Here is a 20,835-nt window from a genome sequence, read left to right as displayed (position 1 = left end):
CGGCATCGCTACTACAATCCAGATAATGGCCGCTACCTGACGCCCGACCCGGTGAAGTTGGCCGGTGGGTTGAACGGTTATTTGTATGTGCCCAACCCTACGGGGTGGGTGGATCCGTTGGGGTTGAACTCATGCCCGGGCAAAGAAAAATGTGAGCCCGTAACTGAAGGCCAAAACCCGTCCACCAACACAGAAACCAACGAGGGCGCGCCCTCCGCTCCGCCCCCCGCAACGAAAAAACAATATCTTTACAGGGGCGACTCCAGACATCCAAATGAAATTTTTAAACATGGATTCAAGAGTAGAGGAAAAAGCACGGACCTGCTCTTGCATTCAAGAGACAATACGAATCCACCAAGCAACTTTGTACCCACCTCAACCTCAAGGGACGTAGGTATGACATTTGCAACAAGTTTCGGATTAGAAGATGGCTTTTTGTACACCTTAAAAAAGATACCCGGTCGAGACGTCAACAAAGAATTAGAATACTATCCGACTACAAAATAGAAAAAGAAATAGCCATCCCCGACCGTATTGATCGAAAAGACATATTAGGTGCAACCCCAGTAAACGAAGATGGTACAAGCGCAAACTACAGCTTAATAAACCCTTATAGAAAGTAACTCATGAAAAAAATAGAAATAAGCATACTCAACAAAGGCAATATTGAAAAAGCAACAGTTGAATATGATCGAAACACCGGTGCACTTTTTATAACCTTTTCCGACCAAACAAAAAAAACATACTCCGGATTGGATGTTTTCCGTTCATTTGGTTTACTACGAAAGGAATTTAGCGACATAAAGTTCCTGTGCAAAGGCTCAAAAATCAATGTTTTCCCTTCTGCGATGTCATCATCAATGTCGGGTGGACTGGTGGCCTATGAAATGAAACTAGGTGAGCCTGACCCCGAAATGGTGCGCATATTCGATTACGAAGAACATGATCTGACGAGTGATATCGAGGAACAAGTTGAATTTCGCGAGCGTTGGGGAGACTCGCTAAGATAAAAGGACGAAGCTATTTGATCGCAAGTCATGAGCCACGAGCCAACAACATCGCCACCATCAACAACAACACCGCCGTGACCTTCTGCAACAGCACCCGTTTGCGCGGCGACTCAAGCACATGTTTGATGCGCTGGCCGAAGTAGCAGTACAGGCAGCCACTGGCGAACTGCAGGATCAGGAATGTCAGGCCGAGGATGGCGATATCACCGGCGGCGCTGGCCTGCCCGACGGCGGCAAACTGCGGGAACACTGCGCTGAACAGGATGATTGCCTTGGGGTTGGACAAACCGGTAAGCAAGCCCTTGCCGAACAGGTCACGGGGCGTTTCCGGCCCTGGCCCGGCGGTGTTGATCTGCACGCCACTGCTGGTCCATTGCTTGTAGGCCAGGTAGAGAATATAGGCCACGCCCACCAGTTGGATGCCCTGGGTAATCAGCGGGTAGCCCTTGATCAACTCGGAAAAGCCCACGGCAAAGATCAGGATCGAAATCAGGTACGACACGCTGGCACCGAACTGGGCCGGCAAGGAATGGCGCAAGCCATCCTTCAGCCCCAGGCTCAGCAGCAGCAAGGTCATAGGGCCGGGGCTGAAGGCCAGGGTGGCGCACAGCACCAGGAAATACAGGAAGGACGACAGCGTAAGGGCAGTGACCATGGTGGGTAATTTCACGACGGGGAGGAATGTTGCGCAGTCTAGGGCGCAGATCCGGTGCCGGGCAGGTAAACTCAGCGGTTATTTACGCAGGCTTTACCGGCAAAGTGACCGGCAAACTTTCAGGACATCACAATGCCCCTTCCGCAGATCCACTTCCACGACCACGCCCCCAAGGTCCAGCAGATCGTCGAGGCCTTCGCCCATGCTATCGAGCAAGGCGAACTGGCCGCCGGCAGCAAACTGCCGTCGGTGCGTGAGCTGGGAGCGCAGTTGGGTGTCGGAAAATTTACGGTCAATGAAGCCCTGGACCGCCTGCGTGGCCAACATCTGCTGACCTCGCGCCAGGGCCGTGGGCACTTTGTCGCCCAGCGCCAGACGCAGCCGTCGTCCAGCAACTGGGTGGACCTGCTGCCCCAGGATTTGCTCAGCGTGCTGCGCCGTCCCATGCTGACCGGCCAGGGCGAGCTGCGCCCCGGTGGCGGCCACCTACCCGAAGACTGGCTCGATTCCGAGGCCTTGCGCCAGGCCCTGCGCAGTGTGGTGCGGGCCCCTTCCCTGCGCGTGGCCGGCATGGGCACGCCGGCGGGTTTTCTGCCGCTGCGCCAGGCCCTGCAACAAAAACTGCAGGGCGATGGCCTGGCGGTGCCGGTGGAACAGATCATCACCACACCCAGCACCCTGCAAGGCCTGGATATGTTGATGCGCCTGCTGGCGCGCCCCGGCGACACGGTGCTGCTGGATGCACCGTGCTATTTCAACTTCCACGCCAACCTGGCGTTGCATGGGGTCAAGGTGGTGACACTGCCGCGCGGCCCGGAGGGGTTCGACCTGGCGGCCCTGGAGCAGTTGCTCGCCGAAGAACGGCCCAGCCTGTATGTGACCACCAGCATCCTGCACAACCCCACCGGCCATTCCTTCAGCGCGGCCCAGGCCTTTGGGCTGCTGCAACTGATGCGCCAGTATCACTGCCATATCATCGAGGACGACCTCTACGGCGATCTGCACCCCAACCCGCCGCCCCGCCTGGCGGCACTGGCCGGGTTGGAGCAGGTGACCTACCTGGCGGGTTTCTCGAAAACCCTCAGCGCCAATACCCGGGTCAGCTATGTGGTGGCCGCGCCGCAACTGGCGGCCAACCTGACCAATATGAAGTTGATGAGCGGCGGCGTGACCTCGGAGCTGTTCGAGCAACTGGTCTACCGCCTGCTCAGTGAAGGCAGCTATGCCCGGCACCGCAAGCGCATGGTGCAGCGCCTGTTGGAAGCGGGCACCCGGGTGGAGCAATGGCTGCGCCGCTGTGGCTGTGAACTGCCCATGGGCTATGAGGCGGGGATGTTTATCTGGGCGCGCCTGCCGGCCGGGGTCAATGGGGAACAACTGGCCGAGGAGGGGCTCAAGCGCGGCATGGTGTTGGCGCCGGGGGCGTTGTTTGGGTATGAGCCGGGCGTGGGGGATTTTATGCGGTTCAATGTGGCGCATTGTGATGACCCACGGGTCCGGCAAGCCATCGAGCAATTGTTGCGCTGATCCCCTGTGGCTGGCTTACCCGCGATAGCAGTGTGTCAGCCCCCCCATGTATCAACTGATCGTCAGTCATCGCGGGCAAGCCCACTCCCACATGGGCTCATGTCGAGTGCACACAAAAACGCAACACTGTACCGCTTCAAATGTGATGGTCGCTGCTGCCCAGGGTTTATATAGTCCAGACCAACAGCCACCCGCCATGAGCCCCAGGGCCCATCACCAGGAAGCGCTCAATGACCGACCTTCACGACCTCACGGCCGCGCAATTGCTGGCAAGCTTCGCCAGCCGCCAGCTCTCCCCCATCGACTACTACGACCACCTGCTGGGCCATATCGACCGCTGGGAGCCGCAGATCCGTGCCCTGTATGCCTTCGATCCCGAGCAGGTGCGCCGGCAAGCCCAGGCCTCCACCGAGCGTTGGAACAAAGGCCAGCCCAATGGCGTGCTCGATGGCGTGCCCGTGACCATCAAGGAACTGGTGGCCACCGAGGGCACGCCGATTCCCCTCGGCAGCGCCGCCACCCGCCTGACCCCGGCCCTCAGGGACGCCCCGCCCGCCGCGCGGATGCGGGAAGCCGGGGCGATTGTGCTGGCCAAGACCACTGTCCCGGATTTCGGCATGCTCTCCTCCGGCCTGTCGAGCTTCCATGGCATCACCCGCAACCCATGGAATACCGCCAACAACACCGGCGGTTCCAGCTCGGGCGCTGCCGCTGCGGCCGCCGCCGGTTACGGGCCGCTGCATATCGGCACCGATATCGGCGGCTCAGTGCGCTTGCCCGCCGCCTGGTGCGGCCTGGTGGGGTTCAAGCCGACACTGGGGCGTATCCCGATTGACCCGTACTACACCGGCCGCACCGCCGGGCCCATGACCCGCACGGTAGACGACTGCGTGCTGATGATGCAGCACCTGGCCCGCCCCGACGCCCGCGACGCCACCAGCCTGCCGCCGCTGACCGGCGAGTGGAGCAACCAGCCGCTGTCGGTCAAGGGCCTGCGCGTCGGCCTGATGCTGGAGCCCGGTGCCGGCCTGCAACCGGAAGGTTTCGTGTGCGCCGCGGTGGAGCATGCCGCGCGCCTGTTCGAGGCCCATGGCGCCAAGGTCACGCTGATCCCGCCGATCATGGACCGCGCCCAGCTCGACGGCCTCGACCAGTTCTGGCGCGCCCGGCAATGGGGCGACTTGTCGGCCTTGAGCAGCGAGCAGTTCGATAAGGTCTTGCCGTACATCCGCGACTGGGCCGCACCCGGTGCCGATATCAGTGGCGTGCAGGCCGTGCAGGGCTTCAACCAGACCTTCGAGATGCGCCGCCGCACCGCCCAGGCCTTCAGCGACATGGACCTGATCCTGTCGCCCACCAACCAGGTCAACGCGTTCCCCGCCGAATGGCCGTCACCGAGCAATGACCCGCAATTACCGTTTGAACACATCGTGTTCACCGTGCCCTGGAATATGGGCGAGCAACCGGCGCTGTCGATCAACTGTGGTTTTGCCGCCGATGGCATGCCCATCGGCCTGCAGATGATCGCCCCCCGCTTTGCCGATATCTGGCTGCTGCAAATCGCAAAAACCTATGAGAGCTGGCGTGGCGCAATCCACCAATGGCCGAACCCGAACTGACCTTGACGCTGTAACCGAACTGCCCACCCACACGCCCGCTCCCTGGCCACAAGGCCGGGGCCTGGACGACCTATAACTAAAACCGAGGGGCTGGTATGCACACTGAACAATTGACTCGCGAGGGTCCCGAGCACACACACCAAACGCCGGCGCCGGATGCCGGGCGCAAGAGCATCTTCGCCGTAGTGCTGGGCAATGCCGTGGAGTTTTTCGACTTTGGGGTCTACGCGACCTTCGCGGTAATGATCGGCCACACGTTTTTCCCGTCTGACAGCGCCTTCGTCAGCTTGATGCTCTCGGTCACGGCCTTTGGCATCGGCTTTATCGTGCGGCCCCTGGGTGCGGTGCTGATTGGCGCCTACGCCGACCGCGTCGGGCGCAAGCCGGCGATGTTGCTGACCCTGGTGATGATGGCGGTGGGCACCGGCAGTATTGCGATATTGCCCGGCTACGAGACCATCGGGATCGCCGCACCGATCCTGCTGGTGGTGACACGCATGATTCAGGGCCTGGCCTGGGGCGGTGAAGCCGGCCCCGCCACCACCTATATCCTGGAAGCCGCGCCGCCGCACAAACGCGGCACCTATGCCTGCTGGCAAGTGGTGGCCCAGGGCGTCGCCGCCATGGCCGCCGGGTTGGTGGGTTATACCCTGACCCAAGTGATGTCCCCCGAAGACCTCAACAGCTGGGGCTGGCGCGTGCCGTTCGTGTTTGGCCTGCTGGTGTTGCCGATTGGGATCTACATCCGCCGCAACCTGGCCGAGACCTTCCACGGCCAGGGCGAAACCACCAGCACCGGCGATCTGGTGCGCGAAGTCTGCGGCAAGCATCGGCGCGCCCTGGTCCTGGGCCTGCTGATCCTCTCGGGCAGCACCATCACCCAGTACTTCCTCAACTACATGACCACCTTTGCCCTCACCGAGCTGAAGCTGCCCACCAGTATTTCCATGCTCTCGACCCTGGTAGCCGGCGCGGCCATGGCGGTGTGCGCCGTGGCCGGCGGCATGTTGTGCGACCGCTTCGGGCGCCGGGTGATCCTGATGACGCCCCGGGTGGTGCTGTTGCTGATCCTGTTCCCGGCTTTGCAATTGATGACCGAGCACCCCAGCCCCGCGACCTTCCTCCTGACCCTGGCGCTGCTCTCGGGCCTGCATGGCATGAGCGGCGCGGCGTTGATCGTGTTGTTGGTGGAGAGCTTCCCAAAATCCGTGCGCTCCACCGGTTTCTCCATCGTCTACGCCTTTGGTGTGGCGGCGTTTGGCGGCACCGCGCAGATCATCATCACCTGGCTGATCGGCACCACAGGCGACCCGATGTCACCGGTGTGGTACCTGCTGATCGCCAACCTGGTGTGCCTCAGCGCTGCCTGGTTCGCCAAGGAAACCCGGCCCGTGCTGCCCGGCACCCCGGCCCGCGAAACCCGGCTCACAGAAGCCCCGGTGCGCTGATTGATTTATCCCTGCTGTGGCAAGGCTGCTTGCCACAGGTACAGTGCCCGGCCTAAGCGGCCGCCTTACTCTTCTTTGTGTGGGGATTGACCATGTATCCACGTCTTTTCCTGGCCGCCGCCCTGGCGTCCGGTACCCAGGCTTATGCTCAAGAAAACGCCCAGGCCAGCGCCCCCGGCTTTATCGAAGGCAGCAGCCTGGACCTGAACCTGCGTCACTACTATTCCAACCAGCACACCCAGCGCAGTACCTACCTGAGCATCAAGAAACCCGGCGGTATCGAACGCACCCGCGTGCGCGAGACCTGGGTGCAGACCGCCATGCTCAAGTACAGCTCCGGCTACACCCAGGGCGTGATTGGCGTGGGGGTGGATGTAGGCGTCTTCAGCGCGGTCAACCTGCAGCGCGGGCATGGCAAGGTGGCCAATGGCGGCGACCGCGTGCTGGTGGATAGCGACGGCGACGCGCTCCCGACCTGGAGCCGGCTGGGGGTGGGCGATGTGCGGTTGCGCCTGTCCAACACCGAACTCAAGGTCGGGCGCTTGATGACCGACAACCCGATCCTGCGCTACAAGGACAACCGCGCCCTGCCGTCCAGCTTCCAGGGCGTGGGCCTGTACAGCAACGAGCGGGACTGGCTGTCGGTGCAGGGCGGCAGTTTCGACCGGGCCATCCCGCGCACCGGCAGTGGCGCCGAACGCCTGACCACCACCTTCGGCAACCGTGCCTACAGCGGCGCGCGCATCAGTTACCTGGGGGCCACGCTCAAGCCGGGCTACGGCCTGGAAGCCAGCCTCTACGGCTCACGCTTCGAGGACATGTGGGACCAGTACTACCTGGGGCTGACCCACCGTATCGGCGACAAAAATACGCTGGCCCTCAAGACCGCCCTGCACTACTACCACACCCGGGACTCCGGCCAGCAGCGCCTGGGCTACATCGACAACGACGCCGCCAGCCTGGCCGTGACCGCCAACCACCAGGCCCACAGCCTGACCCTGGCCTGGCAACAGGTGTTGGGCAACGAGTACTTCGACTATGTGTGGGAATCCACCGGCAACTACATGGCCAACTCGTTGTACTCGGACTACAACGGCCCCAACGAAAAATCCTGGCAACTGCGCTACGACATCGACCTGGCGGCCTATGGCGTGCCCGGCCTGACGGCCAGCCTGTGGCACGCCAAGGGCTGGGGCATCGATGGCACGCACTATGAGGGCGATCGCAACGGCCGCAACACGGGCTACAACGTGCGTGGCCTGGATAACGCCAAGCACAACGAAAACGGCTTGATGCTGGCGTATGTGGTGCAGTCCGGGAAGCTGAAAAACAGCGTACTGCGCACCATCGTCTACAACCACCGCGCCAGTGGCGGGCAGATCGACGGCAGCTACGACGAGTTCAGGATCGTCGGTAACTTTCCCATCAACCTGTTCTGACACCCGCCTGTCGGCACCAGCAAGTGCCGATAGGTAATCTTCAGAATTCTTACACCCTGTATGCGACTGCTCCGGCATTGGTTCGCCGCCGACCTTGGTAAAAAACCAGTCCCTATGGACGGTTACCCAGGAACGCGGATGAAACCTTTGAAAGCAGCAGCGCTTTGCCTCATCAGTGGGTGGATGATGCTCATGAGTTCACCCGGCCAGGCCACGCCGCCGGGTATCGAATGGCTGGTCGATTGCCCGCGCCTGCCCGGGCGGGCCCTCGACCAGGAGGTGGTGGCGCGCACCCAGTGCGGCATCGTCACCGTGCCCCTGGACCATCAGGCCCCCAGCACACGCCCCCATCGCCTGACCATCACCCGGGTCGGGGCCCAGCAGCCCCTGGAACGCCGGGGCGTGATCTTCGTGCGGCCGGCCACGGCACAGGCAGATTTGCGCGGGGTGTTCGCGGTGCATCTGGCGACGGTGTGGAAGTACTACAACAACGAGGCGTACCGCACGCTGACACGCTTCTACGATGTGATTGAGCTAAGCCCGCGCAATGGGCCGGCCAGCGAGCAAGCGGCCTGGGACATGGAGTTCGTGCGCCAGCAACTGGGTGAGCCACGGATCAGCTTCCTGGGCATTGCCCAGGGCAATGCCCTCGGGGCCGGGTACGCCCAATTGTTTACCGATCGCGTCGAGCACATGGTGCTGATCGAGCCCGATGGCACCACCGCCCAGGCCTCCGCGACACTGCCCGCCACCCTGCGGCTCAAGGGCCCGTATCTACAGAGCACCACCACGGATGCCAGCCAGTGCGTAAACCGCTGGGCCGGCACCTACCTGGCCCATGGCAGGCAGCCGCCAGCGTCGGCCCGTTGCCTGGCCGACTAATCCACCAGCGCGCAACGCTGCATCGCGCTGGCCAGCATCTCCTGGCACTTGAGCACCGCCACCGAGCGCGGTCGGTTGCGGTAGCCGCACAGGTCGATGCGAATCCGCCCCAGGTGCTCATCGGCAATCGGCACCGCCACCAGGCCATCGCCCAGGTCGCGGGCCTCGGCATCCACCTGGGGCAGGATCAACACCGCTGCCCGTTGCCGGGCCAGGCTTTTCTGCACTTCCAGGGAACTGGTGGTAAACACCGGCTGGATCGTCACCCCACGCTTTTTCGCCGCCGCTTCCAGGGCCTGGCGCACGCCGTACGCCGAGTCGGGGATGGCCAGGGGTTGGCCTTCCAGCTCGCGCAGCTCAATGCTGTCGCGCAGGGCAAAGGGGTGTTCGGCGCTGACCAGCACGCGGTGCCACAACTCGCATTGCGCGGTGACCTCCACATCGGCGCGCTCCTGCAGATAGAACGCCAGGCCCAGGTCGGCCTCGCCACTGCACAGTGCATCCAGGGTGGCCGAGGCGCTGGCAATCACGATATTGAACGTGACCTTGGGGTGCGCCCGGTAGAACGCCGCGAGCACCGGCGCCAACACCGTGGAAACGATACTTTCTGACACATGGATGCTGATGTTACCCGCCACCTGGCTTTGCCGGCTGGCGATCACATCGCGCACCTGGTCGAGGCCGCGCAGGGTGCTGGTGACCTGTTCGGCCAGACACTCGCCCTCCACCGTCAGGCGGATACCACGCGGGCCGCGCTCAATCAGGGCGGCGCCAAAGAAGTGTTCCAGGTGTTCGATCTGCCGGCTGACGGCAGTGGGCGTGACGTACAAACGCTCGGCCGCCTTACGCAACGAGGCGCAGCGCGCCACCTCGTGAAAATACCGCAAGGCTCGTAATTGCATGCTCGGGTGCTCCTGCACAAAGACTGGACCCACATAGCACGCAATTACTGCGCCAGGCTCAATGTTGTGAACACGACACCTCAACTGTGGGAGCTGGCTTGCCTGCGATAGCGGTGGGTCAGGCAATATTTTCTCAGTTGATAAACCGCTATCGCAGGCAAGCCAGCTCCCACAGTTGATTTGAGTTGGCCTGCTAGTCCAAAGGTGGTTTACGACCTGTTTCCACTGAAAACGACCCCTGCCGTTGACGCCCCGCCCCAACCCCTATTAAGTGCTATTTATCCGCATTAATACGATAAATTAAAAACCATGCTCAGCCGCCCCCTGCGACGCAAACGCCAGAAGCTTTCCGATGTGATTGTCGAGTCGGTCAAGCGCTCGATCGTCACCGATGCCTTGAAGCCCGGCGACCGCCTGCCCACCGAGCGCGAATTGATGGAGAGCTTCCAATGCTCCAAGGGCTCGGCCCGCGAAGCGCTCAAGGCCCTGGAAGTCGAAGGCCTGGTCAACACCCGCACCGGCCCCACCGGGGGCGCCTACCTGAACCAGGCCGGCACAGAGCCGGCCAGCCGCGCCTTGCGCAACTACCTGCACTTCCAGCACCTGGATGGCGAGCAGGTGTACCAGTTGCGCAAGGTGATCGAGGTGGAACTGGCGGTGTCGGTGCTGGGGCGCCTAAGCGAAGACGACTATCGCGCCCTGCAAGACAACGTGGACTTTTGCAGCGCCCCGGAAGACAGCGAGGCCGGCCAGCGCGAGCAGCGCCTGGCGGAGCTGGAGTTCCACAACCTGCTGGCCAGGGCCTGCCCCAACCCGCTGCTGAGTTTTATGGCGCAGTTCCTCAACGACCTGCTGCGCGACCTGGTGGTGCTGAAAAAGGCCTACAAGCCCAAGCGCAAGCAGTTCGACGCGGCCAACCTGGACTATCACAAGCAACTGCTGAGCGCCTTTCGCGCCGGCGATGAAGCGGCGGTGCGCAGCCTGATGCATGAACATATGTGCGACGCCGAACACCACATGACCGCGCTGGAAGGCCAGGTCAGCCCGCATTTTTTGCTGGAGTTCGACCACTCCTGAACACACCACAAATCCCTGTAGGAGCTGGCTTGCCTGCGATAGCGGTCGGTCAGGCAAATTTTCTCAACTGATCAACCGCTATCGCAGGCAAGCCAGCTCCTACAGTTTTGACCGTGTTTGACTTCAATAAAAAAGGCCTGCCCACAGGCCGTGCTCCACCGTATCGCCATTGCCACTCCTGCCAATAACTAAACCAGGGAGTCACCCCATGCAGCGTCGTACGTTGTTGAAAGCCAGCCTCACCGCCGCCGCCGCGCTCAGCCTTCCGCTGGGCGTGCGCGGGGCATTCGCCGCCGAACCGTTTACCTTTTACGGCCTCAAGTCCATGTCTGGCGCCTTTGCCAGCTATGGCAAGTTTGCCGACATGGGTTCACGCCTGGCCGTGGCGCAGTACTCAGACTTGTTGGGGCGCCCACTGAACTACAAGGTGATCGACACCGAAGGCAACGCCGGCAAGGCGGTGCGTAAGGTCCAGGAGGCAATCGGCCAGGACGGCGCGCGGTTCTTCCAGGGCTGTACCCTGTCGTCCTCGGCGCTGGCGGTGGCCAAGGAAGTCGATAAGGTGGGCGGAGTGTTCATGACCCCGGTGGGCGCCGACGAAGTCACCGGCAAGGACTGCAACGGCGCGACCTTCCGCTGGTCGGTGCCCACCTATGGCGCGATCCGCGAAACCCTGGTGCCGCTGATCAAGCTGTTGCCCGAGGCCAAGCGCTGGTACACCATCACCCCGCAATACGTGTTCGGCGAAGCCCTGCTCGAAGGCGCCAAGAGCGTACTGGCCGAGAGCGGCCTGGAGCATGTGGGCAACAGCTATCACTCCTTGCAGGAGCAGGAGTTCTCCGGCTACCTGACCAACGCCATCGCCGCCCGGCCCGACGTGCTGGTGTTGCTCAACTTCGGCAGCCAGTCCTCCAACACCCTGCGCCAGGCCGTCAATTTCGGCATCAAGGAGCGCATGAAAGTGCTGCTGGTGTGGTCCGCCGGCCTCGACCAGTTCCAGGAACTGGGCAGTGATGTACTCGAAGGCGTGTACCTCGGCGCGCAGTACTGGCACCAGGTCGATACCCCGCTCAACCGCGAGCTGGTCAAGCTGACCCAGGCCAAATACGGGATCAACCCCACCTACCCGCTGGCCGCCGACTACATCAGCACCAAGGTCATGCTCGACACCATCAAGGCCACCGGCAGCTTCGACGGCCCCACCGTGGCCAAGGCCATGCAGGGCCTGAGCTACGACGGCCCGACCGGCCAGGAAACGATCCGCGCCGGCGACCACCAGGTGATCAAGGATTACTACCTGCTGGTGGGCAAGGCCACGGGCGACATGGCCGACAAGGATGACCTGGCCAAGGTCCTCAGCGCCGGCCAGTCGTTCCCACCGGTAGAAGCCACGGGCTGCACGCTCGGCTGATCCGCCCACTTTCACCGGTCACACACGACAGGGCCGTTGACCGCGACTGCCTGTTGGAGGATTCTTGCATGCTCAATCTTTACCTGTTCCAGATTCTCAACGGCCTGGGCCTGGGGATGATCTACTTCCTGATTGCGGTCGGGCTGACGATCATTTTCGGCCTGCTGAACTTCGTCAACTTCGCCCACGGCGCGTTTTTTCTGCTGGGGGCGTACATCTGCTACACCGCCGTCAGCCTCACCGGCAGCTTCTGGCTGGCCCTGCTGATCGCGCCCCTGGTGGTGGCCGCGCTGGCATGGCTGATCGAGCGATTATTGATCCAGCGCATCTACCACCTGCCACACATGTTCCAGATCCTCGTGACCCTGGGCATCGCGCTGATCATCCAGGAAGCCAGCGTGATGATCTGGGGCCCGGTGGGCAAGAGCGTCGCCGTGCCGGAACTGCTGCGCGGGGTGCTGGTGGTCGGCGACTTCGTGTACCCCTACTACCGCCTGTTTTTGATTGTGTTCTCAGGGCTGGTGGGCCTGGGCCTGTGGCTGCTGCTGGAGCGCACGCGCTTTGGCGCCCTGGTGCGGGCCGGCAGTGAAAGCACCGAGACCGTGTCGCTGCTGGGCACCAATATTTTCCGCCTGTTCTCCATGACCTTCGCCCTCGGCGTGGCCCTGGCCGGGGTCGCCGGGGTGCTCTTTGCCCCGTTGCGTGGCGCCCAGCCCTTTGTCGGCCCGGAAATCCTCGGCATCGCCTTTGTGGTGGTGGTGATCGGCGGCATGGGCTCGTTCAGCGGCGCCCTGGTGGGCGGTTTGCTGGTGGGCGTGGTGCAAAGCCTGATGACCACCCTGTGGCCCCAAGGCGCAAGCCTGATGATCTACGGCGCCATGGCCGTGGTGATTCTGGTGCGCCCTTACGGCCTGTTCGGGAGAGCCTGAGATGAGCGAGAAAAACCCCCTGCCGTTTGCCAAGACCCAATCCAAGGCCATGTTGCTGTGGGTGCTGGCGGTGTTGATCGGCCTGCCGTTGATATTGCCCTCGGCGACCCTGGCCACCGAGATCCTGATCTTTGCCCTCGCCGCCCTGGCCTGCAACCTGTTGCTGGGCTACACCGGGCTGCTGTCGTTCGGCCAGGGTATCTTCTTCGGCGCCGGCGCCTATTGCGCCGCCTTGCTGATGATCCACCTGCAACTGGGCCTGTTCAGCGCGCTGCTCGGCGCGGCCCTGGTCGGCGGGTTCCTGGCGTTCCTGGTGGGCGCCCTGGCGATCCGCCGCACCGGTATCTACTTCGTGATGCTGACGTTGGCCTTCAGCCAGATGGCCTACTTCCTGGCCTACACCCTGAGCGGCTGGACCGGCGGCGACAACGGCCTGCTCAGTGTGCCGCGCCCGCAAATCCGTATCGGTGACACGGTGCTGCTGTCCCTGGCCGACGCCCGGGTGTTCTACGGGTTCGTCGCGGTGCTGTTCCTGCTGATCTTTATCGGCGCACGCCGGGTCATCGCCTCGCCATTCGGCAGCACGCTGATGGCGATCCGCGAAAACGAAACCCGCGCCTCGGCCATCGGCTACGACACGCGCCACTTCAAGATCCTGGTGTTTGTGCTGTCTGGCGCGGTTACCGGGATTGCCGGGGCGCTGTACGCGATGCTGCTGCACTTTGTGCCGCTGTCCAATATCGACCTGGTGATGTCGGAGAACATCCTGATCATGACCATTGTCGGCGGCACCGGCTCGCTGTTCGGCTCGTTGCTGGGGGCCGGTGCCATTGTGTTGCTGGGGGACTTTCTCTCCGATCTGTGGCCGCGCTGGCTGATGCTGCTGGGGGTGATCCTGATCCTGGTGGTGATCTTTATGCGCGGCGGCTTGTGGGGCGGCCTGTCGTCGTTGTTTGAACGTGTGCGGGGTAGCCGCAAGGCCGCCGTCGTGACCAAGGAGGAGCTGCTATGAGCATCCTGCTGGAAACCAAAGACCTGGAACTGGCCTACGGCGCCTTCCATGCTGTCAACGGCGTCAACCTCAAGGTCGAAGCCGGCACCATCCACACCATTATCGGCCCCAACGGCGCCGGCAAGACCAGCCTGTTTCACTGCCTGACCGGCGAGCGCCAGGCCACCGCAGGTGCAATCCACTTCGACGGCCAGAACCTGATGCGCAAACCGGCCCACGGCCGTGTCGGCCTGGGCATGGCCCGTTCGTTCCAGCTCACCAGCCTGTTCCAGAACCTCAGCGTGCGCGAAAACCTGCGCCTGGCCGCCCAGGGCCGTGACGGCGCACGCGCCCTGAACTTCTGGCGCCGCGTGGACAGCAAACGTGAACACCTGGAGATGGCCGACCAGGTCCTGGAACGCCTGCAACTCACCGCCCGCGCCGAGACCCTGGCCGGCGAGTTGTCCCACGGCCAGCAACGGGTGCTGGAGGTGGGCATGTCGATCTGCTCCAGGCCCAAGCTGTTGATGCTCGACGAACCCACGTCGGGCATGGGCATCGACGATATTCCGATCATGACCCAACTGATCAGCGACCTGGGCCGCGACCATACGATGCTGCTGATCGAGCACAACATGAGCATCGTCATGTCCATCAGCCAACGCATCACCGTGATGAGCCACGGGCAGATCCTGGTCGAGGGCACGCCGCAATTCGTGCGCGCCGACGAACGCGTGCGCAGTGCTTACCTGGGGGAGGCCGCCTGATGCTGACCGTCGACAATATCCATTCCTACTACGACAAGAGCCACGTCCTCGAGGGCGTGTCCCTGACAGTCAACCCCGGCGAACTGGTGACCCTGCTGGGACGTAATGGCGCGGGCAAGACCACCACCCTGCGCAGCATTCTGGGGATTATCTGCCCGCGCCAGGGGCAGATTCACTTCAACGGCCAACCACTGGTGGGGCAGAAAATCTTTGAAATTGCCCGCCAGGGATTAGCGCTGGTGCCGGAGAACCGCGGGATCTTCCGCCTGCTCACGGTAGAGGAAAACCTGCGCATCGCCGTGCGCAAGACCAGCCGCTGGCAGCTGGAGGACGTGTACGCGATGTTCCCGCGCCTCAAGGAACGGCGCAAAAACGCCGGGCATGCGCTGTCCGGTGGTGAGCAGCAGATGCTCGCCATCGCCCGCGCCCTGCTCAACGATCCCAAGCTGCTGATCCTCGACGAACCCACCGAGGGCCTGGCCCCGGTGATCGTCGACGAGTTGGTGAAGATCCTGCGCAAGATCAAGGACGACGGCCTGCCAGTGCTGCTGGTGGAACAGAACCTGCTGGTCTGCGACAAGCTTGCCGACCGCCACTACGTGCTCGAACAGGGCCGCGTGGTCTACGAAGGCAGCGCCGAGGCCTTTCGGGCCGACCCGACGATCAAGAACCGCTACCTGGCCCTGAGTGCCTGACCGGAGACTGCTGATGAATAGTTTTGCGCAACCGCTGCCGAGCAACGCCCTGCTGGTCAACCGCGACCGCCTGTGGCAATCCTTGATGGACCTGGCCCAGCTCGGCGCCACAGCCAAGGGCGGCGTGTGCCGTCTGGCCCTGACCGACCTCGACCGCCAGGCCCGCGACCTGTTTGTGCAGTGGTGCACGGCGGCCGGGTGCAGGGTCAGTGTGGATGCCATCGGCAATATCTTCGCGCGCCGCGCCGGACTTAACCCGGATTTGCCTCCGGTGATGACCGGCAGCCATATCGACACCCAACCCACCGGCGGCAAGTTCGACGGCTGCTATGGGGTGATGGCCGGCCTGGAAGTGATCCGCACCTTGAATGACTTGGGGGTGGAAACCCAGGCGCCGATTGAAGTGGTGGTGTGGACCAACGAGGAAGGCTCGCGCTTCCCGCCGTGCATGATGGGCTCCGGGGTATTTGCCGGTAAGTTCGACCTGCAGGAGACCCTCGACAAGCAGGACGAGCAAGGCCTGTCGGTGGGCGCCGAGTTGCAGCGCATTGGCTACGCCGGCCCGCGTGCGGTACTCGGGCACCCGGTGGGGGCCTATTTCGAGGCACATATCGAACAGGGCCCGGTGCTGGAAGACCAGGCCATCACCCTTGGCGTGGTCATGGGCTGCCTGGGCCAGAAGTGGTTCGACCTGACCTTCACCGGCGTCGAGGCCCACGCCGGCCCCACGCCCATGCGCCTGCGCAAGGACGCCCTGGTGGGTGCCGCGCAGGTGGTCAGCGCGGTCAACCGGATTGCCCATGAGCAACAACCCCATGCCTGCGGAACCGTGGGCTGCCTGAGCCTGCACCCGGGCTCGCGCAACGTGATTCCCGGCCAGGTGCAGATGACCATCGACCTGCGCCATCTGCATGCCGACAAGCTGCAAGCGATGGTCGATGAAGTGCGTGAGGTGATCGAGGCCACGGCCAAGCAACATGGCCTGAGCTATGAACTGACGCCCACCGCCGACTTCCCGCCGCTGGACTTTCATCCCTCTTGCGTCAACGCCGTGCGCGATGCGGCCAGTGTGCTGGGCTTGAGCCATATGGATATCGTCAGCGGCGCCGGGCACGATGCGATTTTTGTCGCCGAACGGGGCCCGGCCGGGATGATTTTTGTGCCGTGCGAAGGCGGCATCAGCCACAACGAAATCGAAAACGCCGCGCCGGATGACCTGGCCGCCGGCTGCGCGGTGTTGCTGCGGGCCATGGTCAATGCCGCGCAACAGGGAGGTGAAGCAGCATGACGGAGATCGCCCACCTGACGGCCGGGGAACTGCTGGCGCGCTACCGGGATAAAAGCCTGTCGCCGCTGGAAGTGACTGAAGACACCTTGCTGCGCATCGAGCGCTACAACCCGCTGGTCAACGCCTACTGCCATGTCGACCCCGAGGGCGCCTTGAACGCCGCCCGGGCTTCGGAACAACGCTGGTTCAAGGGCCAGCCTTGCGGCGCATTGGACGGGGTGCCGGCGTCGATCAAGGATTTGACCCTGACGGCCGGCATGCCCACGCGCAAGGGCTCACGCACCTCATCCGCCGCCGGGCCGTGGGACGTCGATGCGCCGTTTTCGGCGTTTATGCGTAAGGCCGGTGCGGTGTTGCTGGGCAAGACCACCACCCCGGAATTCGGCTGGAAAGGCGTGACCGACAACCCGCTGTACGGCATCACCCGCAACCCCTGGGACACGCGTACCACGGCGGGCGGCTCGTCGGGCGGCGCGGGCGCGGCGGCGGCGCTGAACCTTGGCGTGCTGCACCAGGGCAGCGATGCTGGCGGCTCGATCCGCATTCCTTGCGCCTTTACCGGCACCTTCGGCATCAAGCCGACCTTTGGCTACGTGCCGCAATGGCCGGCCAGCTCCATGACCATCCTCTCGCACCTGGGGCCGATGACCCGCACCGTGGAAGATGCAGTGCTGATGCTACAAACCGTGGCCCACCCGGACGCCCGCGACGGCCTGATCGGCGCGCCACGCAACACGCCGTGGCTCACCCCGGGCAGCGACCTGAAGGGCCTGCGTATCGCCTACAGCCCGGACTTTGGCTACGTGAACGTCGATCCGCAGGTGGCCAAGGTGGTCGCACAGGCAGTCGCGGGCCTGGTGCAACTGGGGGCGCAGGTGGAACAGATCGACCCGGGCTTCAGCGACCCGCTGGAGATATTCAGTACCCTGTGGTGTGCTGGCGCGGCGCGCCTGACCGGGCAGCTGACCGGCGCCCAGTGCGACCTGCTCGACCCCGGCCTGCTGCGCATTGCGCAACAGGGCGAACGCCTCAGCCTGGACGACTTCAACGCGGCCCTGGAAGCACGGGCGGTACTGGTGGCGCGCATGGCGGCGTTCCATGAGCACTACGACCTCCTGGTCTCGCCGATGCTGCCGATCACCGCCTTTGACGCGGGGCACAACGTGCCACCGGGCTCGGGACTGGGCGAGTGGATGGAGTGGACGCCGTTCAGCTATCCGTTCAACCTCACCCAACAACCGGCGGCCTCCGTGCCCTGCGGGCTGGCAGCCAATGGCTTGCCGGTGGGCTTGCATGTGGTGGGCGCGCGGTTTGCCGATGAGCAGGTGTTAAGGGTGTGCCAGGCGTATGCCCGGGCGTTTCCGACCCAGCACCTGCAAGCACCGAAAGACCTGGGCTGACACCCAATCCAATGTGGGAGCTGGCTTGCCTGCTCCCACACTCAATCGCATTTCACAGACTGATCTGCGATTGTCACACTACAATGTCCCTCCACCCCCTCCGGAGCCGACATGGACATCGAACTGGCACGCACTTTCCTGGAAATCACCCGCTGCGGCAGCCTGGCCGCCGCCGCCGAGAAACTGCACGTCACCCAGACCGCCATTACCGCACGTGTGCAAAAGCTCGAAAGCCAGCTCGACAGCACGCTGTTTGTGCGCAACCGCGCCGGGGCGCGCTTGACGGCGGATGGCGAGGCGTTTGTGGTGTATGCCAACCAACTGGTGCAAACCTGGGAAGCGGCGCGCCGCGACCTGCCGTTGCCCGAGGGCTACCGCAATGTGTTGCATATCGGCGGCGAAGTCAGCCTGTGCAACCCGCTGATGCTCGGCTGGGCCAAGGCCCTGCGTGAACACATCCCCAGCCATGCGCTGCGCACCGAAGTGCGTGACGGCGAATACCTGTTGCGCCAGTTGGAGCTGGGCGGGCTGGACGCCGCGCTGGTGTTCCAACCGCAGTACTGGCCGGGATTGCAGGTGGAGCAGGTACTGGAAGAAAAACTGATCCTGGTGCGCCTGGCCGCCCACCCCGATCCCTATGTGTATATCGACTGGGGCCCGGGCTTTCGCCAGCAACATGATGCGGCCCTGCCGGACAAGGCCCGCGCCGCCGTGAGTTTCAACCTCGGGCCGCTGGCCTTGCAGTACATCCTGGAGAACGGCGGCAGCGGCTATTTCCGCACACGGGTGGTGCAGAGTTACCTCGAAAGCGGGGTGATGGAGCGCGTGCCCAAGGCCCCGGAGTTCAGTTTCCCGACTTACCTGGTGTACTCGCGCGAGCGCGATTCGGCGATCCTGCAACAGGCCCTGGTGCTGCTGCGTGGGGTGGTCAAGGCCCAGAGCGACTGGTCGCAACGCTGGGATCCGGTGCTTTGAACCAGTGCCCATGTTAGCCTCCTGATGTTTTCTCCTGGTCCCACCTGCCAATGAACAAGAAAAAATCCGTCACCATCAGCGACATCGCCAAACGGGTCAATATGACCACCATCACGGTGTCGCGGGCGTTGAGCAAGCCCGACCTGGTCAAGCCCGCCACCCTGGCGCGAATCCTTGAGGTGGCGCGTGAGCTGGACTACGTGCCCAACGCCTTTGCCCGCGGGCTCAAGCGCAGTGAAAGCCTGATCATCGGGGTGATCACCGCATCGGTGGACAACCCGTTCTACAGCGAAATGATCAAGGCGATTTCCCGCGAGGCGAAGAAGCACGGCTACACCATCATGCTGGTGGACACCGACGAGCTGGAGGAACTGGAAAGCAAGGCCGTGGACACCCTGCTCGGTTATCGCGTGGCCGGGATCATCCTGTCGCCGGTCTCCGACGAGCCCGACTACCAGCCCGATTACCTGGAGCGCCTGGGCAACGGCAAGACCCCGGTGGTGCTGCTCGACCGCACGATCCACGACAGCCCGTTCAGCCGCGTGGTGCTGGACAACTACCACAGCGGGATCGAGGCCGCGCAGTACCTGTTGCGCCACAACCCGGCGCTCAAGCGCCTGCTGGTGCTGACCGGGCCTGAGCATTCGCGGATCACCGTGGAACGCCTCAAGGGCCTGCGCGAAGTACTGGCCGAGCATCCCCAAGTGCAGGTCCAAGTGCGCGCCGGCGACTACACCTTAATGCCCTCCTACCTGCACACCCTCGACTACCTGGCCGCCCACGCCGCGCCGGATGCGATCATGGGCTTCAACCAGTTGATCACCCTGGGCGCCCTGCGCGCCTTGCGCATGCACAATATCCCCCACGATAGCCTGACCATCTGCGGCATCGACCGCCTGCCCTTTGCCGATATCTTCGGCGTGCCGATTGCCTGCGTGGCCCACGATGCGTCGCTGGCCGGCAGCAGTGCGGTGCGCCTGTTGCTCGACCGCCTGCAAGACCCGTACAAGCCACGGGACAAGGTAGTGATCGCCGGCAAACTGGAGAACGGCTAGCGGCTAGTATAGCCGCCGTCGATGGGCAGGCTGACCCCGCTGATCATGCTCGCCGCCTCGCTCAACAGGAACAGCACCGGCAATGCCACTTCGTGCGGCTGGGCGAAGCGTCCCAAGGGTATCGCCGCGAGCGCCGGGTCGCGCTTGGCCGGGTCGGACCAGGCCTGTTGCGCCATGGGCGTGAGGGTCACGGTGGGGTTGACGCTATTGACCCGGATCCCGAAACGCCCCCATTCGGCACATTGCACGCGGGTGATTGCATCCAGCGCGGCCTTGGACGCGCAATAGCCGAGGTGATCGTCCAGCGCCACCAGCGAGGCCTGGCTGGAGACGTTGACGATACTGCCGGCGATGCCTGCCGCGATCATCGCTGCCGCCACCCGGCTGGCGACTTGCGCGGCGGCGCGGGCGTTGACGTTCATCACCTGGTCGAAAGCGGCGCTACTGATCGCCGCGGCCGGTTCCAGGCGCGAGATCCCGGCGCAATTGACCAGGCCATGCATGGGCGGCAGGTCCTTGAGGGCCAGGTCCAGGGCGGGGCTGTTGGCGATGTCCAGGCACAGGGTTTCGCAGCCCAATTGTGCGAGTGCGTTGGCGTCACGGCCAATGGCGAAGACCTGGGCGCCGCTGGCGAGCAGTTGCAGGGCGATTTCCCGGCCAATGCCGCTGGTGGCGCCAGTGACGAGGATACGCTGGTGGGTGAAGTCGAAGGTGGTGGTCATGGATTACGGTCTCGAATGCAATGGAGAACCCTTGTGGGAGCGG

At 63.4% G+C, this 20,835-nt stretch carries 20 protein-coding genes; 17 read left to right on the top strand and 3 right to left on the bottom strand.

Features of this window, described 5'->3' with window-relative positions; genetic code table 11:
• Both AC07W7_RS24550 and AC07W7_RS24545 read left to right on the top strand, forming a co-directional pair.
• On the top strand, positions 1-507 hold a 507-nt coding region (locus AC07W7_RS24550), incomplete at its 5' end, for an RHS repeat-associated core domain-containing protein (RefSeq protein WP_495040284.1).
• A 119-nt stretch (positions 508-626) separates the two neighbouring features.
• Positions 627-1,010 (top strand): hypothetical protein, encoded by a 384-nt coding sequence (locus tag AC07W7_RS24545; protein ID WP_076961439.1) that lies wholly within the window; start codon positions 627-629, stop codon positions 1,008-1,010.
• 25 nt (positions 1,011-1,035) lie between these two features.
• Here AC07W7_RS24545 and AC07W7_RS24540 read toward each other — a convergent pair whose 3' ends face one another.
• The gene (locus tag AC07W7_RS24540; RefSeq protein ID WP_169864380.1) at positions 1,036-1,665 is read right to left on the bottom strand and encodes a LysE family translocator; all 630 of its coding nucleotides are present in this window, start codon (positions 1,663-1,665) and stop codon (positions 1,036-1,038) included.
• A 132-nt stretch (positions 1,666-1,797) separates the two neighbouring features.
• On the opposite strand from AC07W7_RS24540, the gene AC07W7_RS24535 reads away from it, so the two are divergent.
• From AC07W7_RS24535 to AC07W7_RS24515, 5 genes are all read left to right on the top strand, one after another.
• A complete protein-coding gene (locus AC07W7_RS24535) occupies positions 1,798-3,192 on the top strand; it encodes an aminotransferase-like domain-containing protein (RefSeq protein WP_495040283.1) in 1,395 nt (464 codons plus the stop codon).
• Between the two features lie 230 nt (positions 3,193-3,422).
• Positions 3,423-4,811, top strand: coding sequence for an amidase (locus AC07W7_RS24530; protein ID WP_495040282.1), 1,389 nt, complete (start codon positions 3,423-3,425; stop codon positions 4,809-4,811).
• Between the two features lie 95 nt (positions 4,812-4,906).
• Positions 4,907-6,259: a citrate-proton symporter gene (locus AC07W7_RS24525; protein WP_076961435.1), complete on the top strand. Its 1,353-nt coding sequence runs from the start codon at positions 4,907-4,909 to the stop codon at positions 6,257-6,259.
• A gap of 92 nt (positions 6,260-6,351) precedes the next feature.
• Positions 6,352-7,698 carry an OprD family outer membrane porin gene (locus AC07W7_RS24520; RefSeq protein WP_495040281.1) on the top strand — a complete coding sequence of 449 codons (1,347 nt, stop codon included), beginning with the start codon at positions 6,352-6,354 and terminating at the stop codon, positions 7,696-7,698.
• 192 nt (positions 7,699-7,890) lie between these two features.
• Positions 7,891-8,580 (top strand): alpha/beta hydrolase family protein, encoded by a 690-nt coding sequence (locus tag AC07W7_RS24515; protein ID WP_495040280.1) that lies wholly within the window; start codon positions 7,891-7,893, stop codon positions 8,578-8,580.
• On the opposite strand, the gene AC07W7_RS24510 is transcribed toward AC07W7_RS24515, so the two are convergent.
• Complete coding sequence (locus AC07W7_RS24510) at positions 8,577-9,482, bottom strand: LysR family transcriptional regulator (RefSeq protein ID WP_076961432.1); 906 nt, start codon at positions 9,480-9,482, stop codon at positions 8,577-8,579. The two genes, AC07W7_RS24515 and AC07W7_RS24510, sit on opposite strands and share 4 nt — an antisense overlap.
• Positions 9,483-9,791: 309 nt before the next feature.
• Here AC07W7_RS24510 and AC07W7_RS24505 point away from each other — a divergent pair, with 309 nt between their 5' ends.
• The 10 genes from AC07W7_RS24505 (at position 9,792) to AC07W7_RS24460 (ending at position 20,070) form a co-directional block, all read left to right on the top strand.
• Positions 9,792-10,559 carry a FadR/GntR family transcriptional regulator gene (locus AC07W7_RS24505; RefSeq protein WP_495040279.1) on the top strand — a complete coding sequence of 256 codons (768 nt, stop codon included), beginning with the start codon at positions 9,792-9,794 and terminating at the stop codon, positions 10,557-10,559.
• Positions 10,560-10,767: 208 nt separating this feature from the next.
• Positions 10,768-11,970: an ABC transporter substrate-binding protein gene (locus AC07W7_RS24500; RefSeq protein WP_495040278.1), complete on the top strand. Its 1,203-nt coding sequence runs from the start codon at positions 10,768-10,770 to the stop codon at positions 11,968-11,970.
• Positions 11,971-12,038: 68 nt separating this feature from the next.
• Positions 12,039-12,899, top strand: coding sequence for a branched-chain amino acid ABC transporter permease (locus AC07W7_RS24495; protein WP_099168497.1), 861 nt, complete (start codon positions 12,039-12,041; stop codon positions 12,897-12,899).
• Position 12,900: 1 nt separating this feature from the next.
• Positions 12,901-13,911, top strand: a complete 1,011-nt coding sequence (locus AC07W7_RS24490; RefSeq protein WP_495040277.1) for a branched-chain amino acid ABC transporter permease — start codon at positions 12,901-12,903, stop codon at positions 13,909-13,911.
• Positions 13,908-14,657 (top strand): ABC transporter ATP-binding protein, encoded by a 750-nt coding sequence (locus AC07W7_RS24485; protein ID WP_495040276.1) that lies wholly within the window; start codon positions 13,908-13,910, stop codon positions 14,655-14,657. The genes AC07W7_RS24490 and AC07W7_RS24485 overlap by 4 nt, the downstream gene beginning before the upstream one ends.
• On the top strand, positions 14,657-15,352 hold the full coding sequence (locus tag AC07W7_RS24480) for an ABC transporter ATP-binding protein (RefSeq protein WP_076961426.1): 696 nt from the start codon (positions 14,657-14,659) through the stop codon (positions 15,350-15,352). The genes AC07W7_RS24485 and AC07W7_RS24480 overlap by 1 nt, the downstream gene beginning before the upstream one ends.
• Positions 15,353-15,365: 13 nt before the next feature.
• Positions 15,366-16,640 (top strand): Zn-dependent hydrolase, encoded by a 1,275-nt coding sequence (locus AC07W7_RS24475; protein WP_495040275.1) that lies wholly within the window; start codon positions 15,366-15,368, stop codon positions 16,638-16,640.
• Positions 16,637-18,040 (top strand): amidase, encoded by a 1,404-nt coding sequence (locus AC07W7_RS24470; protein WP_495040274.1) that lies wholly within the window; start codon positions 16,637-16,639, stop codon positions 18,038-18,040. Before AC07W7_RS24475 ends, AC07W7_RS24470 begins: the two co-directional genes overlap by 4 nt.
• A gap of 111 nt (positions 18,041-18,151) precedes the next feature.
• Positions 18,152-19,015, top strand: coding sequence for a LysR family transcriptional regulator (locus AC07W7_RS24465; RefSeq protein ID WP_076961423.1), 864 nt, complete (start codon positions 18,152-18,154; stop codon positions 19,013-19,015).
• 50 nt (positions 19,016-19,065) lie between these two features.
• On the top strand, positions 19,066-20,070 hold the full coding sequence (locus AC07W7_RS24460) for a LacI family DNA-binding transcriptional regulator (RefSeq protein WP_099168503.1): 1,005 nt from the start codon (positions 19,066-19,068) through the stop codon (positions 20,068-20,070).
• Here the strand turns inward: AC07W7_RS24460 and AC07W7_RS24455 are convergent.
• Positions 20,067-20,792: an SDR family oxidoreductase gene (locus AC07W7_RS24455; protein ID WP_099168504.1), complete on the bottom strand. Its 726-nt coding sequence runs from the start codon at positions 20,790-20,792 to the stop codon at positions 20,067-20,069. The two genes, AC07W7_RS24460 and AC07W7_RS24455, sit on opposite strands and share 4 nt — an antisense overlap.
• Between the last annotated feature and the right edge of the window lie 43 nt (positions 20,793-20,835).

The organism is Pseudomonas sp. GW821-FHT01D09 (assembly GCF_059422465.1).
Note: the sequence above shows the minus strand (reverse complement) of the source record. Positions and strands in the feature narration are given on the sequence as shown.

Coding starts and splice junctions, on each gene's coding strand:
- AC07W7_RS24540 (WP_169864380.1), bottom strand. CDS start 1,665: ATGGTCACTGCCCTTACGCTGTCGTCCTTCCTGTATTTCCTGGTGCTG.
- AC07W7_RS24480 (WP_076961426.1), top strand. CDS start 14,657: ATGCTGACCGTCGACAATATCCATTCCTACTACGACAAGAGCCACGTC.
- AC07W7_RS24460 (WP_099168503.1), top strand. CDS start 19,066: ATGAACAAGAAAAAATCCGTCACCATCAGCGACATCGCCAAACGGGTC.
- AC07W7_RS24515 (WP_495040280.1), top strand. CDS start 7,891: ATGAGTTCACCCGGCCAGGCCACGCCGCCGGGTATCGAATGGCTGGTC.
- AC07W7_RS24535 (WP_495040283.1), top strand. CDS start 1,798: ATGCCCCTTCCGCAGATCCACTTCCACGACCACGCCCCCAAGGTCCAG.
- AC07W7_RS24485 (WP_495040276.1), top strand. CDS start 13,908: ATGAGCATCCTGCTGGAAACCAAAGACCTGGAACTGGCCTACGGCGCC.
- AC07W7_RS24455 (WP_099168504.1), bottom strand. CDS start 20,792: ATGACCACCACCTTCGACTTCACCCACCAGCGTATCCTCGTCACTGGC.
- AC07W7_RS24475 (WP_495040275.1), top strand. CDS start 15,366: ATGAATAGTTTTGCGCAACCGCTGCCGAGCAACGCCCTGCTGGTCAAC.
- AC07W7_RS24500 (WP_495040278.1), top strand. CDS start 10,768: ATGCAGCGTCGTACGTTGTTGAAAGCCAGCCTCACCGCCGCCGCCGCG.
- AC07W7_RS24525 (WP_076961435.1), top strand. CDS start 4,907: ATGCACACTGAACAATTGACTCGCGAGGGTCCCGAGCACACACACCAA.
- AC07W7_RS24505 (WP_495040279.1), top strand. CDS start 9,792: ATGCTCAGCCGCCCCCTGCGACGCAAACGCCAGAAGCTTTCCGATGTG.
- AC07W7_RS24465 (WP_076961423.1), top strand. CDS start 18,152: ATGGACATCGAACTGGCACGCACTTTCCTGGAAATCACCCGCTGCGGC.
- AC07W7_RS24470 (WP_495040274.1), top strand. CDS start 16,637: ATGACGGAGATCGCCCACCTGACGGCCGGGGAACTGCTGGCGCGCTAC.
- AC07W7_RS24510 (WP_076961432.1), bottom strand. CDS start 9,482: ATGCAATTACGAGCCTTGCGGTATTTTCACGAGGTGGCGCGCTGCGCC.
- AC07W7_RS24490 (WP_495040277.1), top strand. CDS start 12,901: ATGAGCGAGAAAAACCCCCTGCCGTTTGCCAAGACCCAATCCAAGGCC.
- AC07W7_RS24530 (WP_495040282.1), top strand. CDS start 3,423: ATGACCGACCTTCACGACCTCACGGCCGCGCAATTGCTGGCAAGCTTC.
- AC07W7_RS24545 (WP_076961439.1), top strand. CDS start 627: ATGAAAAAAATAGAAATAAGCATACTCAACAAAGGCAATATTGAAAAA.
- AC07W7_RS24520 (WP_495040281.1), top strand. CDS start 6,352: ATGTATCCACGTCTTTTCCTGGCCGCCGCCCTGGCGTCCGGTACCCAG.
- AC07W7_RS24495 (WP_099168497.1), top strand. CDS start 12,039: ATGCTCAATCTTTACCTGTTCCAGATTCTCAACGGCCTGGGCCTGGGG.